The organism is Thalassobacillus pellis, from assembly GCF_016908295.1.
Classification (GTDB): Bacteria; Bacillota; Bacilli; order Bacillales; family Halobacillaceae; genus Thalassobacillus; species Thalassobacillus pellis.
This window is the reverse complement of record NZ_JAFBDO010000002.1, coordinates 740,762-756,106: the sequence shown is the minus strand read 5'-3', so window position 1 is coordinate 756,106 and position 15,345 is coordinate 740,762. Positions and strand designations below refer to the sequence as shown.

Genomic DNA, 15,345 nt, shown 5'->3' with positions numbered 1-15,345 from the left:
CGTCTTCTTAGAGTAAAGTTTTAAACAAATAGTTTTTAAAAAAGCCGAGCCCCGCTGGGACACTATTGTCTCAGCGAGGCTCGGCTTAAGCATTTCGGGGGTAAGTAAGGCGCTTCCGCCTTAAGTTAAAACATATCGATTAATTTAATGACCCCAAGATATCCGAACAGTAGCACACAGCATGTCAGAACGATGTTTGCGATCCACCCATTTTGAAGCGGTTTTTCTACCCTTTTCGAGTTCAATAGCCATAACAAGGCTAATGCTAAGAAAGGCATAAAGAGCGCTCCAAGTGCTCCATACAAAATTACGAGCAATACTGGTTTACCGAAAAACAAAAGCAACATGGGCGGGAATGTAAGCCATAAGAGATAGGCACGATAAGCAGGATCTTTTTCAGAAACTTTCGTTGTCGGCTTCCCTTTACTGCGTACGATGCGGATGAAATCGGCAAAAAGGTAAGGAACCCCGTTCCATACGCCTAATAAAGAAGAAAACGCTGCACACCAGGCGCCGATCAGAAACATCCAACGTGCCACTTCACCGAATTCTTCACTGAACATTGATGAAAGGGTGACTAAACCTTCCTCTCCATTGATCTCTATCCCTGTCCCAAACAAAAATTCTGCTCCAATGACCAGCAAGGAGACTGTAAATATGGAGGTGATGACGTAGCCGACGGCAGAATCGAGCTTCATCATCGGTACCCATTTCTTGCCTTCCCATTTGTTTTCCCGTATCCAGTAACCATAAGATGCCATCGTAATCGTACCGCCGACTCCACCTAATAGACCCATCACCAGTAACAGAGAACCGTCTCCTGTCCGTGGAACAAATCCGCTCAGAATGTTTCCAATGTCAGGCAATATAAGGATAGCTGAGCCCACTACAGTAATGAACATGATTCCGATCATCACCGTCATCACTCGCTCAAAAAGTTTGTATCTGCCTGTTAATACGAGGGCCATTCCGGCAAGTCCATGCAGGATCGCCCATGCCCACAAAGGCATGATCGGCACCATGGTCACCATCATAATAGCGCTAGTCGACATGGCGGCAGCCCCGTAGCTTAACCCCCAAAGAACCGAATAGACTCCGAAGTATCCAGTCGCCCATTTTCCAAGGGAGTGAAACCCTTCCAATATCGTTTTGCCAGTGGCAAGCTGCCAGCGTCCCATACCTTCTGTAAAAAAGAATTTAAAAATTGCACCGACGACAATCGCCCAAATCAGCGTGGTCCCAAAACTAACGCCTGCCACTAAAGCGGCAATTAAATCACCGGTTCCCACTCCGGTTGCAGCTGTCACAAAACCTGGTCCGACCGTTTTCAGCTTTCCTTTGAACGAAGTCGGTGGTGTGTTTGTACTTTCATGAGGTTCTAGCTTTTCGGCTTCCATATCTCCTCATCCTCCTTTTACTAATGAACCTTTTTCTGTAAAGGTCATTTAGATGATTGTGTATTATAGAAGAACAGCGCTTACATTGCAATATAATTGCGAAAATTCCGAAAAAATAAGTCGATTAACGGACAAAAAGCCTTACGTAATTAGGCATATAGTTTAGTAATACGTTTCATGAAACTAAGAAGGATTTAGCCACACTTCAATGGAAAAAGTAAGTTATTCAGTAGAAAGGCAGGGTGAGATCCGTGGATAAAAAATATAATGATCTGATCGGTGATATTCTGGAACAATCGGGGGAGAAGGATAACTATCAGGGGAAAGGAAAGGGAGCGCCGCTTCCTTTAGATTATACGAAAAGAGATCTGTATCAAAATTTCCAAAAGACCGCCAAGGATGCTGGTTTTCTGCCTCCTTGGCTGAAGTTGCAAAAAGAAATATCGCGACTTATTCATACCTGCAAGACGGAAAATGATATAGAGATAATTAATGATAAAATAAGAAAATATAATAGGCTGTGTCCAACGCAGTTGCAAAAATATCTGGTCAGCAAGGAAAATTTGGAGAAAGCCAAAGAGCGGTGGTAATTTGAAAAAACCCGAAAGGAGGGGAAAAACTGAAGAAAAGAAGATTCCCTGTCGTAAAAGCTGTTTTAATAGGCGGCATAATTGCCTATTTTACATTTGATTATAATGGTTGGATGTTTTTCTATTGATTCAGTGAAAATGGGTTGAAAAACCGTCAACATTCATGGATGATAGATTAGTCTTATATTTTGGTAATAGCTTTGGAGGATGTTATGGAAATAAAACTTAATAGAAAAATCATACTTGCTACTTTTATGATTGGAGCCTTTTTTGCTGTTTTGAATGAAACGCTTCTGAATATAGCATTGACCGAATTGATGGATGTTTTTGGCTTAAGTGCACCGACGGTTCAGTGGATGGCAACTGGATTCATGCTGGTGATGGGTGTCCTGATGCCGATTTCAGCCTTACTTATCCAATGGTTTACGACAAGACAAATGTTTATTGGAGTCATGTCGGTATTTTTGGCAGGGACAGTGATTGCCGCTTCTGCTGTCAATTTCCCGATGCTTTTGACTGGCAGAATGATTCAGGCAGTTGGGACCGGACTGTTGATTCCTGTTATAATGAATGCGCTCTTATTGCTGTATGAACCGGAGGTCCGGGGCAGAATCATGGGGACATTTGGACTCGTCATCATGTTCGCTCCCGCAATCGGACCGACTCTCTCCGGTGTGATTGTTGACTGGCTGGGATGGCGTTGGTTATTTATCACTGTCATTCCGTTTGCCGTTTTTTCGATACTTTTTGCCGTGAAATACCTGCAGAATGTCGGGGAAGTGACCCGTCCAAAAGCAGATGTCCTGTCAATCATACTGTCCTCGATCGGAATTGGGGGAATCGTTTACGGCTTCAGCAGTGCTGGTGAGGGCGGAGGAGGATTTGCTTCCATGGAAATCATCGCAATTATTGGAGTCAGTATCGCCAGCTTGATCTTTTTTGTATTTCGCCAATTGAAAATAGAAGACCCACTGCTGGATGTAAGGGTATTTGCTTATAAAAATTATGCACGAGGCATTATCATTTTTGTGATCGTGATCATGGCAATGTTTGCCTCGGAGATTGTCATGCCGATGTACCTCCAGGGTCCGCTTGGTTTTTCAGCGAAGGCAGCCGGACTGCTGCTGCTCCCTGGTGCTTTGTTGAATGGGTTGATGTCTCCTGTTATGGGAACGTTATTTGATAAATTCGGACCAAGAAAACTGATCATTCCGGCATCGCTTGTCCTGGTCGCTGTCATGGTTTTCTTCAGTTATATCAATCCATCGATTCCCATCTGGTATTTCATCTTTGCTTACATCATTTTGATGCTTTCCGTGTCTGCAATCCTTATGCCCGCACAGACCAATGCCCTGAATGAACTGCCAAAGCACTTGTATCCGCATGGGACTGCGATTGCCAATACACTGCAGCCGATTGGAGGAGCCCTTGGCGTATCCATTTTCGTAAGTATCATGAGCCAGGGCCAGGAAAACTACCTCGATGATCATTCTGGAGCAATCACGAATGACCTCTTGAATAAAGCAATGACTGCAGGCGTCCATCACGCGTACTGGTTCGCTATCGCTTTGTGTGTCAGTACCTTTGTCATCGCACTTTTCGTTAAAAAAGCGATAGCTCCTGATTTCGAACCAGAAGAAAAGGAATCATAAGCGTTTTTGTGAAGACCACTTGCCGATAAGGCCAAGTGGTCTTTATAGTAGATACAACACACAAAAAACAATAGGAGGATCAGGGAATGAAAGCTGGATGGGAACGAACGCACGATTTTATCATGCCGGATATCGACACTGTAAGAAAGATCCTTACTCCGTTTTTAAAAGGTAAGCGCGTTACAGATATGGAGCCTTTAAGCGGCGGGCTGAATAACTCCAACATTAAAATTACAACCGACACGAAAGAATGTTTTGTGCTGCGCATTTATAGTAAAAGAAATGATAGCCCGGGCAAAGAGACAGCCATATTGAATCTGTTATCCGAAAAAGTACCTGTTCCAAGCGTATTATATTCTGATCGTTCCTGTTTTGTTTTCTCTAAACCATTCATGGTATTGAGCTGGATTCCCGGCCTTCCTTTTTCAGAAATGCTTACAAAAAAGGATATAGCGTGTACGACAACATTGGCAGCTGCCATTGGGGAAACTTTAGCGAACATTCACCACATTACCTTTTCTGATTCCGGTTTCCTGGATGAAGATTTGAATATAAAGGAAAAAATAAAACTGGATGCAGAAATGTTTGTAATATTTATAAAAGAAAGTATGGAAAAGGGGTTTGGAGAAAAGCATATAGGCACAGGTATGAGCGCTGAAGTCCTGCGATTTTCCTTGTTGGAGAATATCGGTGTTCAAAACAAATTAGTTCATAGTGATTTTAATCCATTGAATATCTTCGTGAACGGAAGTACCCTTTCAGCTGTGTTGGATTGGGAGTACGCCCTCAGTAGCTCTCCACTCTTAGATATCGGAAACATGGTCCGTTATGAAAGCCTGGACTCTACTTTATTGGAACCGTTTGTGGAAGGATATCTTCATAATGGCGGCCACTTGCCTGAGCAATGGCTTCAAAAAGCAAAACTACTGGATTTCATGGCTCTTTTTGATTTATTGAATAAAGAGCATTGCGGGGAGAGAAGAAGGCAAGATATAACCAGAATAATCCGAAGGACGATAGAAGATTGGGAGCAGTATGATAGGATACAACAGAGCTTTACTGAGTAAGTTTTTTTAAAATAGAAAATATCAGCCTAATGAAATCCAGAAAGAAATAGGTGAATGGACATGGACATCAGACATTTGAAATATTTTATCGAGGTTACCAGGTTCAACAGCTTTACCCGTGCGGCTGACCACCTATTTGTTACCCAGCCCACGATCAGCAAGATGATCAAAAATTTAGAAACAGAACTAGGGGTAGAGCTGTTTGACAGGTCCAGAAAACAGCTTGTGCTGACCGATGCGGGCCGCGCGATTTTAGACCAGGCCCAGACCATTGACCGCGCATTTGATAATCTCAAGACCGAGATTGATGAGTTGGTCGGCTTGCAGAAGGGGCATATCCGCATTGGACTGCCACCGATTATGGATGCCGATCATTTTATCCGGATTTTAGGAGATTTCCATCAGCTTTATCCTGGCATCACTTTTCAGCTGATGGAAAATGGGACAAGAAAAATAGAAGAAGATATCATTGCCGATCATCTTGATGTTGGTATTGCCGTCCTGCCGACAGAGGGGGAAGAATTTGATCATTTTTCTTTTATGAAAGAAGAATTACGGGTAGTTGTGCCCCCGGCTCATAGGTTTGCCGATAGAAAGCAAATCAGAGTGGAAGAACTCGAGGAGGAATTGTTCATTCTCTTTAATAAGGATTTCGCATTGAATGACCGCATCAGGGAATCCTGCAAACAAGCCGGATTTCTCCCGCAGGTTGTCTCCGAAAGCTCCCAATGGGATTTTATTGGGAAAATGATCGCCTCCGAACTGGGAATTTCCATATTGCCTTACAGTGTTTCCAAGCTGCTGAAAGAAGATGTCAGAGTCATAAAAGTCGTCAAGCCAACCATTGAATGGGATCTTGCGATAATCTGGAGAAAAAATCATTATCTATCTTATGCCACCAAGGAATGGCTGAAGTTTACCCAGGCGCGGTTGATGGAGAGCACCTCAAATTAAGAGGTGCTCTTTTTACTATGTGATTTTTCATCTATCATGCTTTACCAGCATAAATGAAAGCATTTCCATAGACAGTGTCTATGGTTTGGATGGTAAACATCCATTTCACTTATCAGAAGTACAGGCTTACACTTGGAATATCAAACGTTTGAAATGACACAACCCAGAAAGGAACTCATTCTTATGCCAGAAACAAAAAGTCCAAAAGAGAGCCTGATTGTAAACACCGACCAGGTAATGATTAATGACCTGAATAACTACAATACTTTGTTCGGGGGAGTGCTGATGAAAAAGCTGGATAACAACGCTACCCTTTCAGCAAGAAGGCATGCAAGGGTGAAGGAATGCGTGACAGCCTCCACTGATTCCATCGATTTTTTATACCCGATTCACCAGACAGACTCCGTATGTGTGGAATCTTTTGTCTCCTACACAGGAAACAAATCAATGGAAATTTTCTGTAAAGTAATCGCAGAAGATATGATTACCGGGGAACGACGAATGGCAGCTACCGCTTTTCTCACTTTCGTAGCACTCGATGAAGACAAAAAGCCGATCCAGGTACCAGACATCGCTCCGGAAACAGAGGAAGAGAAATTTCTTTATGAATCCGGAAAAGAACGTGCCGAAACCCGCAGGATTCGCAGAAAACACAGTAAAAAATTGACCGAAATTATCAGCTTAGAAAAACCATGGGAAGAAGGAGTGGAAGTGTGATGTCCTACATGTTAGCGGGTTTGAATGATCTGTATGATGCAAAAAAAGATCTGGAGGAACTAAAGCAAAACTCTCCGGATCTTGCCGAACAGCTAATTCATGTCGTCAGTCTGACAAGGCAGCTGCAGTTGAAGTATGGATATATGGGGTCATTATTGATGGACAAAGACCTCCCGGAGTATGAGCCGAAGTTCGTAAGAGGATCGATTCTCCATCTCTATCAAAAAGAAGTCCAGAAGCTGAAAAATAACCCAGAGGTAAATAAATTGAAAGAAGTCATGAGAAAACATCAGAAAATAACTGATTCAAAGCTGTTTTTACTGACACTTGGAGCAAAGCCAGAACTTTTACAAGGCTCTACCATTATCAAGTAAACAGTAGATATCATTAGCGGTCCCGTTGTGGTGTATAGATTACAGCCTGTACGCCATAATTGGACTGCTTTTTTAATAGGTAGCCGAAATCGAGGTGATTTGGGATTTGTAGTATTATGTAGGAACAAGAATATGTTGGGAGAGGGAGAGGTTACAATGGAGGAAATATTCAAGAATTACCATCAAGTGTCTTCTTGGCCGCCGATTAGAAAACCCGATGGAATACATAAGAAGAAAAAGCATGATACGGCAGAATTAGTGAAGTTAAATTATCAAAAACTGAACCAAGAGCTAGTCAATAGTCTCATTGGAAGGAAAAGTGCTAAAGCCATTAAAAAAGGGGAATTATCAAAGGATGAACTCGGAACCTTTTTAAAATGGTCGGTAGGTATAGGAAGTTCAAACCGCAGAACTTATCCATCAGCTGGAGGGCTATATACGAACCAGGTTTTTATCGTGGCAAACGAAGTGGACGGAATCACAGAAGGGGTTTATTCCTATCTGCCTGATGAACATGCATTGCAGCATGAGAAAGGTGCTGTCCAGATTAAGGATGCATTAGTCCAGTCTGATATCGATTGCAATTTCTGTCTTATAATAGCTGCCAACATAGGAAATGCAGCTAGTCATTACGGGGAAAGGTCCTATCGGTTCTGCCTTTTAGAAGCAGGACACATGGTACAAAATATCATGCTGGTCGCTAATGCGCTACATCACGCAGTTGCACCGATAGGCGGTTTTAAAGACAGTGTAGTAAACGAACAACTTTTACCGAAGCACAAAAGCCTTTCTGCTTTCTATCTTGTACCGGTTGGTTTTTCTTGTAAATGGAACGAAGCAATGGAATGAACCACCCAATCAAGCCGGTCCTCCTATGCATATCCTGATTGAAAAGGGACAACTATGTGGGAAGGGAGGACAAGGTGCAATGTTAACAAGATATGATAAAAAATCTATTGATCTATGGATTTCCATCATGAGTCAATATGAGAATTTGAGTACACAGCAAAAGGTTAAAAAAGCTTCCCGAGTGCTAAGACTGAAATATAAAAGGATTGGCAATGGAACCCATAGGGTGGTTTATGACCTTAATAATAACTATGTATTGAAGGTAGCGATTACCTCGCGGGGGTTAACGTGTAATAAAAATGAATATAATCTTTATTCTAAGGCTCCTCCGGGATTGAGCAGGCATCTTTGCATGGTAAAATCATTCGGAAAAGGCTGGATCATTATGAGAAAGATGGTGCCAGGTATCCCTATCAATAAAAGAAATCAAAAAAAGATTCTTGAGTTGAAAGCAAAGTTCCTGAAACATGGAATTGGTGCCAGGGACCTGAAAAGCAGTAATCTCGCATATGCAAAGGGCGGTGAACTTACTGTGGTTGATTATGGCCATTTTAAAAGACCAAGACGAACCACTTAAGCCCCTGCCCATCTTAATTCCAAAACCAACTACCCGAATTCATCTATCCCACCCATAAGATAAAGAATATTTCCTGATTGGAAACAGCAAAAAGTGATGCTTCCATTCTAGGAGTATGGTAAAATATGTTTCAATTTCTTATGGTAAGGATGGTGAAGCCATTGAATCCGATACTTATAGATTTTCCATCTTCTTTTGAAACAGACAGGCTGAAAATCCGGATGCCTAAACCTGGTGATGGGATAGTGATCCATGAAGCGATTGAAGCTTCACGGGAAGAATTGAAAGAGTGGCTTCCATTTGCGCAGGAAAGACAGACACTGGAAGAAACGGAACGGAATACCAGGGAATCACACGTTAAATTTCTGAAGCGGGAAGATCTCCGCCTGTTAATCTTTGAAAAGAAGTCGGGGCGTTTAATCGGCTCCTCTGGACTTCACCGAATGGACTGGGAAGTGCGCCGGTTTGAAATCGGATACTGGCTGGACACTCGTTTCTCCGGGCAGGGGTTTATGACAGAGGCAGTAGAAGGTATCACTGCATTTGCTTTCAACGAGCTTAAGGCAAACCGCGTGGAAATCCGTTGTGATACCCGCAATCAGAAAAGCAGGAAGATTCCCGTCAGGCTTGGTTTCGAACTGGAAGGAATACTTAAAAACGAGGATGTAGGTATGTCAGGTGGTTTACGGGACACTTGTATTTATGCCAAAATAAAAAACTAAGTAATTTATTTCTGATGAGCCCAAATAATAGTCACCTGACCAGCCTTTGCTACATACACATGTGGCAAAGGTTTTTTACACTTTAAGAAAGTTTAACTTTGTTAAAGGGTTAATGTATAAGTAAAACTAATGCTTTCGCCATAATGACTTGGCGACAAGCCAGGTTTTTCTAAGATGCTTGCATGGTCTCAGCTAAATTTCGTTCACGAACAAAAGGTTACTTATACAAAAAAAGTTGCCCTAAGTCAAAAAAGTCGTTAGAATGAATCTAAGATAGCGAAGAGAGAGGAGGAACAGATGATGGGGGAAGGTTTATTGCTGGCGTTCTCATTGACTCTGATGGCAGGGCTTGCCACAGGGATCGGCAGCATCTTGGCGTTTTTTACGAAGACCACCAATACCAGGTTTCTATCATTTGCATTAGGTTTTTCAGCCGGCGTCATGATTTACGTATCGATGGTGGAGATTTTCTTCAAGGCACAGGACGCCCTAAGAAACGCCCTTGGGACGCAGGCGGGAAGCTGGGCAACAGTTGGAGCATTCTTTGGAGGCATGATTTTCATTGCCTTAATCGATAAATTTATTCCGAAGAAAACGAATCCTCATGAAGTTAAAAAAGTAGAAGATATGAATAAGAGCAATAATGGGGTAAAAGATCCTGAACTTTTGAAAATGGGAACATTCGCAGCACTGGCGATTGCGATCCATAACTTTCCTGAAGGAATAGCAACATTCACTTCGGCATTACAGGATCCAAGCCTTGGAATTGCGATCGCCGTAGCAATCGCGATCCATAACATTCCAGAAGGTATAGCGGTGTCTGTTCCAGTATATTTTGCAACAGGAGACCGTAAAAAAGCTTTCAAGCTTTCATTTTTATCCGGTCTGTCGGAACCGATTGGCGCTTTTGTAGCATATCTTATCTTAATGCCATTTCTGAATGACATCATGTTCGGGGTGATTTTTGCAGCTGTTGCCGGCATCATGGTATTCATTTCTCTTGATGAGTTGCTGCCAGCATCGAAAAAATATGATGAAGCGCACCTTTCCATATACGGGGTCATCAGCGGCATGATGATCATGGCGTTGAGCCTGTTGTTATTCATCTGATATATGTGTTTAAGGGCTGTCGAGATAGTCTTCTCGGCAGTCTATTTATTTTTTAAATTAGCTGCTGAAAAGAAAAAGTCCGATAACCGAGCATTATCGTACTGACGGATGAGAATATGAAAAGCTGACCCTTTCCTTGCCGGATTCAATTAGTGGAAGGCTTTTTTCGATTACAGGAGGGCGAGTACTGCGTAAGCCAAAAGAATTGATTGTTGCGTAAAAAAGAAGAATAATAAGTGGTATATAACGCTTTTTATAAATCGAGTAAAAACCTATGGTAAATAATACGTTAAGAAATCAGGAAAAGGTGATATTTTATGAAAGCGGTACAAGTAACAGGATATGGGGAAGTAGATAAGTTAAAGGTTGTCGACATACCGATACCTGAACCAAAAGAAAATGAAGTTCTTGTGAAAGTAAAGGCTTGTGCCATCAATAATACGGAAATCTGGATGAGAGAAGGTGCCTATGGTACTGGTGCTAAGTCTGGCTGGCGACCAGAAGGGGTGCAATTCCCACGTATACCTGGATCAGATATAACTGGAAAAATTGTTAAAGTTGGTGGTCAGGTAGATGAAGGCATGGTAGATAAAAATGTAGTTTTATTTCCTTTTACTTCTAGTGGAGAAGAGGGGAGCGAACATATCTCTGAGGATATGTCCTTTATAGGCTCGGAATACGATGGAGGTTATGCTGAATATGTGGTGTGGCCTGCTGACCTATGTTTTGATATGCCTCTTCCCACTTATTCAAAAAGTGCTGTTTTTTCAGTAAGCGGGTTAACAGCTTGGCATATGGTCAATCAAGTTCAGGTTCAACCCGGAGAGACTGTTATGGTAACAGGGGCAAATGGAGGAGTTGGATCATTAAATGTGCAAATTGCCTCTAAAGTGTTTGGTGCTAAAGTCATTGCGATAATTGGTGATTTAAATGCTGAGGAGGTAATGAAGGAATTAGGAGCCACACATGTATTATCCTATAAATCCGATAATCTTGAAGAAGAGATTTTAAAGGTGAATGGAGGACCGATCGATACCGTTTTAGACGTTGTAGGGGATGCTTTGTTTCCCACATCTCTTCACGTATTGAAAAAAGGTGGAAAGTTCTGTATCTCAGGTTCTGCTGGAGGCCAAATGACGAATCTTGATTTTAGAACATTGTATCTAAAACATATTACAATGTATGGATCCGTGTTAGGGACAAGATCAGAGTTTAAAGATATGCTTCAGGCGATATCTGAAGGGAAAATAAATCCAGTCATAGACAAAAGCTTTCCCTTAGAAAAGACCAAAGAAGCTCAATTGTATTTCAAGAATAAAGGGAAATTAGGAAAAGTCTTATTACTACCTGAAGAATAATTCCATTTGTTTAAATGTAAAAAAACGTTCAGGAGAGGTATCTTGGTTTTGAGTCTTACTGATTTAGGGGCAATTCTTCTACAGAATTGTTCTCTATTTTATTTACAAAATTCACATAATATTAAAAATAATCCAACGTTATAAATATGAGCTTCGTTATCATCAAAGGGGGAGAATGATGGATACTGCCATTGTTGGTGCAAGATTTAATGATTTTGCGATTTTAGAATGTGAAGGATCCAGTGAACTTTATAAAAGTCTGTCATTAAGTATTGCAACAGACAAAGAATTATTGAAATTATGTCTTAATGCTCGAGAAGGACAGCCTATTCCAAATTTGCTCTTCGGTGCGGTACATTATTTACTTCTCCAGGGTACTGATCACCAACTCAAAGAATACTATCCCAGTTTAGTCGATAAACCCAAGAAAAATAGCCATCTGTTCGAGGCATTTAAAGATTTCTGCCTGGAGAACGGAAAGGAAATAAAGTCTATTCTGAAAAATAAGCTTGTGCAAACAAATGAAGTCCGTCGTTGTGCTTATTTATACCCTGTATTTTGCTACATCTATCAACAAACCAATAAGCCGCTTTCTCTTATAGAAATCGGAACAAGTGCAGGTCTCCAACTACTATGGGATCATTATTCCTATTCATACGGAACAGAAAATATTTATGGCAAAAATGATTCTTTTGTTCATTTAACCTCGAATGTGCGTGAAGGAGAACTACCTCATCATTTATTATCCCTAAATCCACCTGTTAATGATCGACGCGGTTTTGACTTACATGTTAGTGACCTTACCAAAAAGGAAGATTTCTTATGGCTAAAAGCCCTTATATGGCCAGAACATAAGGACCGTCTTGTAAACTTTGAAGACTCCGTTAAGCAACTGAGGTTAAATCCTCCTCACCTCATTGAAGGGGATGGGGTGGCTCTATTAACAGAAGCAGCAGAAGAAATATCTGCTGATACAACGCTTTGCATATTCCATACTCATGTAGCTAATCAGATGCCAAATAGTCTTAAAGAAATTTTGCTGCAAAGAGTACATGAAATAGGGAAACAAAGGGACCTTTTTCACATTTACAATAATATGGAGGACAGAATGCTGCATGCAGATTCGATTTTAAACGGAAAAGCTAAGCATAGAACTATAGGGGAAACAGACGGTCATGGCCGCTGGTTTGATTGGAAATTAACCAGTGAGGTTTTGACTTAGTTGTTATCGGTATAGCTTCGGGAATAGAAAAAACGGAACTGTGGAAAGGCAGTAGTTAATATTCAACTTTAAGCTAGTTTTACTTTGTGAAAGGATTAAAGTATAAGTTAGGCTATTGTCATAAGGACTTGCCGACAAGCCAGGTTTTCTTAATAAACTGTTAAAAAACACTATCTTTAAACGATCCCCCTCATTCATTGTTTATTGACACTTGATCCAGCTTGAGGCAGGGGTGATGAATAATAAACAGACTATATGGTTTCACGATTAAGGAGAATTATATGCGAAGAATTGGAAAGTCTTTTCTAATCTATTTTTTGGGGATTTCCGTACTGACTTTAGGAATTGCTCTCACCATTCAATCCCGATTAGGCACTTCGCCTTTTGATGCATTACTCGTTGGTTTATATCGCACATTTGGATTGACTATAGGAAGTTGGGAAATAGTTGTTGGTTCAGCTATGGTTTTGCTTAATGCGGCAGCATTAAAAGCGAGACCAGAATTTTCGGCTATATTAACTTCCATTATTACAGGGATCGGGATTGATTTATGGCTATTCTTATTAGGAGACTGGTTAATACCTAATCATTTATTAGGACAAACTTTATTAGTATTGCTCGGCATTTTTCTAGGCGGAACGGGAATTGCGATTTATTTAGAATCAAACTTTGCACCTAATCCAATGGACCGGTCAATGGTTATTTTAACAGATAAAACGAATTGGTCTTTCAGTAAGTCACGGGCCATCATTAGTATAGTATTAGTAATTATTGCTTTCTTTTTCAATGGAGCCATTGGTGTTGGAACGTTGCTAAATGCATTAATCACAGGGGTTATAATCCAGTGGGTCCGTCCATATGTTCTGGCAATTCTTTATAAACGTCCTATGCAGGTAGCGAATAATATTCAATAATCAAGTTGAATAAATTCATCTAATCCTCCATGTATATCAAAAAAATACGTACCCTCCATTTAGCTGGAGGATGTTTATGATTCCAATCTCGCATTAGGAGGCTGGGACATAACTAAAACAATGGTACGGAAACGAACATTTAAAAACGTAAAAAAATGAAAGATTCGGAAGGGGAGGACAGAATGAAGCGGAATTTTTTAGATCAATTCTATACTATTGATAGAAATACAGGCGAATACATTATTGAAATTGGCCTGAATTCTTATGATGATATTTTCAATAGCTGGGATTCATCGGTTTACAACCTTCGAGATCTGGACTCGAGCCTGAAATCTTTTCTTGAAGAGTGTTCGTATGACATTGATTTACATAATGACATTGTTTTAAGGTTTCATATGCAGAATGAAAAGGGAGATCCAAAGGTTGAGAATACAGTGATAACGAGTTTGCGCAACTTTTTTAACTATCGACTGCATTTTATTAAAAAGGAAATGGACCATGACCTAAAGAAAGTAGTGGTGTATGTTGCAGTTTCTCTGGTGTTGACGTTTTTCTCTCTTTATTTACCTGAAGTATTGGATGTAGAAATCGTGTTCAAAATCATTTTACAAGCTGTTCAGTTAGGTGGATGGGTATTTTTATGGGAGGCATTTACGCTTGTCTTTTTACAAGGAAGAGCACCTCGTAAGCTAAGAAAAGAGTACAGAAGGCTGCTGCATGCACCAATTCGATTTCAATATAATGAGTAAAATGGTTAGAGGATAGAAAGTCTCTTATAATAAATAGGTTAGAAAAAGCTTTTTTCAGTAACCTCCAGGAAGCATGATGTTTTTCTGCAGGCTGCATGGAGAAACTTCTTTATATTCGTATGTATTAGATCCGTAAGAAGGTGATGGAGGTTGCATATGTTAACTGTTTAAATAGTATAAATTGGTGGTATCGTACGATAATCACTTCAAAGGAAAAAGGGAGAAATGTATGGGAGAAAAAACGGTGCTTATCACTGGGGCTTCCAATGGAATCGGCTTTTTAACGGCTGTGAAATGTGCAGAAAAAGGTTTCCGGGTCATTGCAACCATGAGAAACATCGATAAAGCACAGAAACTTGATGTACAAATAAAAGATAAAGCGGCAAGGGATAGAATAATCATCCGGCAGCTGGATGTTACAGATGAAACATCGATCGCTTCTTTTAAAACCTGGCTGTCTAAAGGAGAACGTGTAGACATCCTGATCAACAACGCCGGGATGGCAGTAGGCGGCTTTGTGGAAGAGCTGCCACTTGATGCCTATCGTCAACAATTGGAAACAAACTTTTTCGGACTCGTTGCGGTCACGCAGGCCGTGTTACCTCTTATGCGCAGGCAGGGTGCAGGTAAAATCTTGAACATTAGCAGTGTAAGTGGAGTGATTGGGTTTCCTGGTCTGTCCCCGTACGCAGCATCCAAACATGCAGTGGAAGGTTTTACGGAAAGCCTGCGGCTGGAGGTCGTGCCATTTGGTATCGATGTCGCCCTGATTGAGCCAGGTTCTTTTCAAACGGATATTTGGACCACAGGGACAACCATTCCTGAGCAGGCAGCAAGAAATAATTCTCCATATAAACGGTACATGGAACGGATGAAGGAGAAGATGGCAGCCAGTCGGCCGAATTACGAAGATCCTGTTCATATTGCCGATCAATTGGTTCGGTTTTCAGACAAAGAAAAACTGTCGGCTCTGCGTTATCCAGTTGGAAAAGGGGTCAGGACGATGCTCCTTTTTAAAAAGCTGGTCCCTTGGAAGTTGTGGGAGCGAATGGTACATAAACAGTTGAAGATTTCCAGTATGAAGGAGGAATAA

At 41.0% G+C, this 15,345-nt stretch carries 16 protein-coding genes; 15 read left to right on the top strand and 1 reads right to left on the bottom strand.

The features are described from left to right. Positions 1 to 125: 125 nt before the first annotated feature. The gene (locus JOC33_RS09625) at positions 126 to 1,397 is read right to left on the bottom strand and encodes an Nramp family divalent metal transporter (RefSeq protein ID WP_205092268.1); all 1,272 of its coding nucleotides are present in this window, start codon (positions 1,395 to 1,397) and stop codon (positions 126 to 128) included. Between the two features lie 251 nt (positions 1,398 to 1,648). Here JOC33_RS09625 and JOC33_RS09620 point away from each other — a divergent pair, with 251 nt between their 5' ends. The 15 genes from JOC33_RS09620 (at position 1,649) to JOC33_RS09550 (ending at position 15,345) form a co-directional block, all read left to right on the top strand. Continuing rightward, positions 1,649 to 1,987 (top strand): DnaJ family domain-containing protein, encoded by a 339-nt coding sequence (locus JOC33_RS09620; protein WP_205092267.1) that lies wholly within the window; start codon positions 1,649 to 1,651, stop codon positions 1,985 to 1,987. 212 nt (positions 1,988 to 2,199) lie between these two features. Further along, the gene (locus JOC33_RS09615) at positions 2,200 to 3,639 is read left to right on the top strand and encodes an MDR family MFS transporter (RefSeq protein ID WP_205092266.1); all 1,440 of its coding nucleotides are present in this window, start codon (positions 2,200 to 2,202) and stop codon (positions 3,637 to 3,639) included. A gap of 86 nt (positions 3,640 to 3,725) precedes the next feature. Further along, positions 3,726 to 4,706 (top strand): phosphotransferase family protein, encoded by a 981-nt coding sequence (locus JOC33_RS09610; protein WP_205092265.1) that lies wholly within the window; start codon positions 3,726 to 3,728, stop codon positions 4,704 to 4,706. Positions 4,707 to 4,766: 60 nt separating this feature from the next. Then, positions 4,767 to 5,660: a cidABC operon transcriptional activator CidR gene (gene cidR / locus JOC33_RS09605; RefSeq protein WP_205092264.1), complete on the top strand. Its 894-nt coding sequence runs from the start codon at positions 4,767 to 4,769 to the stop codon at positions 5,658 to 5,660. Between the two features lie 183 nt (positions 5,661 to 5,843). Continuing rightward, positions 5,844 to 6,377 (top strand): acyl-CoA thioesterase, encoded by a 534-nt coding sequence (locus tag JOC33_RS09600; RefSeq protein WP_205092263.1) that lies wholly within the window; start codon positions 5,844 to 5,846, stop codon positions 6,375 to 6,377. Beyond that, positions 6,377 to 6,751 (top strand): hypothetical protein, encoded by a 375-nt coding sequence (locus JOC33_RS09595; RefSeq protein ID WP_205092262.1) that lies wholly within the window; start codon positions 6,377 to 6,379, stop codon positions 6,749 to 6,751. Before JOC33_RS09600 ends, JOC33_RS09595 begins: the two co-directional genes overlap by 1 nt. A gap of 156 nt (positions 6,752 to 6,907) precedes the next feature. Continuing rightward, positions 6,908 to 7,600 (top strand): SagB/ThcOx family dehydrogenase, encoded by a 693-nt coding sequence (locus JOC33_RS09590; protein ID WP_205092261.1) that lies wholly within the window; start codon positions 6,908 to 6,910, stop codon positions 7,598 to 7,600. A gap of 79 nt (positions 7,601 to 7,679) precedes the next feature. Next, on the top strand, positions 7,680 to 8,177 hold the full coding sequence (locus JOC33_RS09585; RefSeq protein WP_205092260.1) for a hypothetical protein: 498 nt from the start codon (positions 7,680 to 7,682) through the stop codon (positions 8,175 to 8,177). Positions 8,178 to 8,338: 161 nt separating this feature from the next. Beyond that, a complete protein-coding gene (locus JOC33_RS09580; protein ID WP_205092491.1) occupies positions 8,339 to 8,899 on the top strand; it encodes a GNAT family N-acetyltransferase in 561 nt (186 codons plus the stop codon). A 300-nt stretch (positions 8,900 to 9,199) separates the two neighbouring features. Then, positions 9,200 to 10,009: a zinc transporter ZupT gene (gene zupT / locus JOC33_RS09575; RefSeq protein WP_205092490.1), complete on the top strand. Its 810-nt coding sequence runs from the start codon at positions 9,200 to 9,202 to the stop codon at positions 10,007 to 10,009. A gap of 317 nt (positions 10,010 to 10,326) precedes the next feature. Beyond that, the gene (locus JOC33_RS09570) at positions 10,327 to 11,367 is read left to right on the top strand and encodes a zinc-binding dehydrogenase (RefSeq protein ID WP_205092259.1); all 1,041 of its coding nucleotides are present in this window, start codon (positions 10,327 to 10,329) and stop codon (positions 11,365 to 11,367) included. 175 nt (positions 11,368 to 11,542) lie between these two features. Further along, on the top strand, positions 11,543 to 12,589 hold the full coding sequence (locus JOC33_RS09565) for a DUF2332 domain-containing protein (protein WP_420825706.1): 1,047 nt from the start codon (positions 11,543 to 11,545) through the stop codon (positions 12,587 to 12,589). Positions 12,590 to 12,870: 281 nt separating this feature from the next. Continuing rightward, positions 12,871 to 13,503 (top strand): YczE/YyaS/YitT family protein, encoded by a 633-nt coding sequence (locus tag JOC33_RS09560; protein WP_205092258.1) that lies wholly within the window; start codon positions 12,871 to 12,873, stop codon positions 13,501 to 13,503. Positions 13,504 to 13,685: 182 nt separating this feature from the next. Next, a complete protein-coding gene (locus tag JOC33_RS09555) occupies positions 13,686 to 14,252 on the top strand; it encodes a hypothetical protein (RefSeq protein WP_205092257.1) in 567 nt (188 codons plus the stop codon). A 229-nt stretch (positions 14,253 to 14,481) separates the two neighbouring features. Continuing rightward, positions 14,482 to 15,345 carry an SDR family oxidoreductase gene (locus JOC33_RS09550; RefSeq protein WP_205092256.1) on the top strand — a complete coding sequence of 288 codons (864 nt, stop codon included), beginning with the start codon at positions 14,482 to 14,484 and terminating at the stop codon, positions 15,343 to 15,345.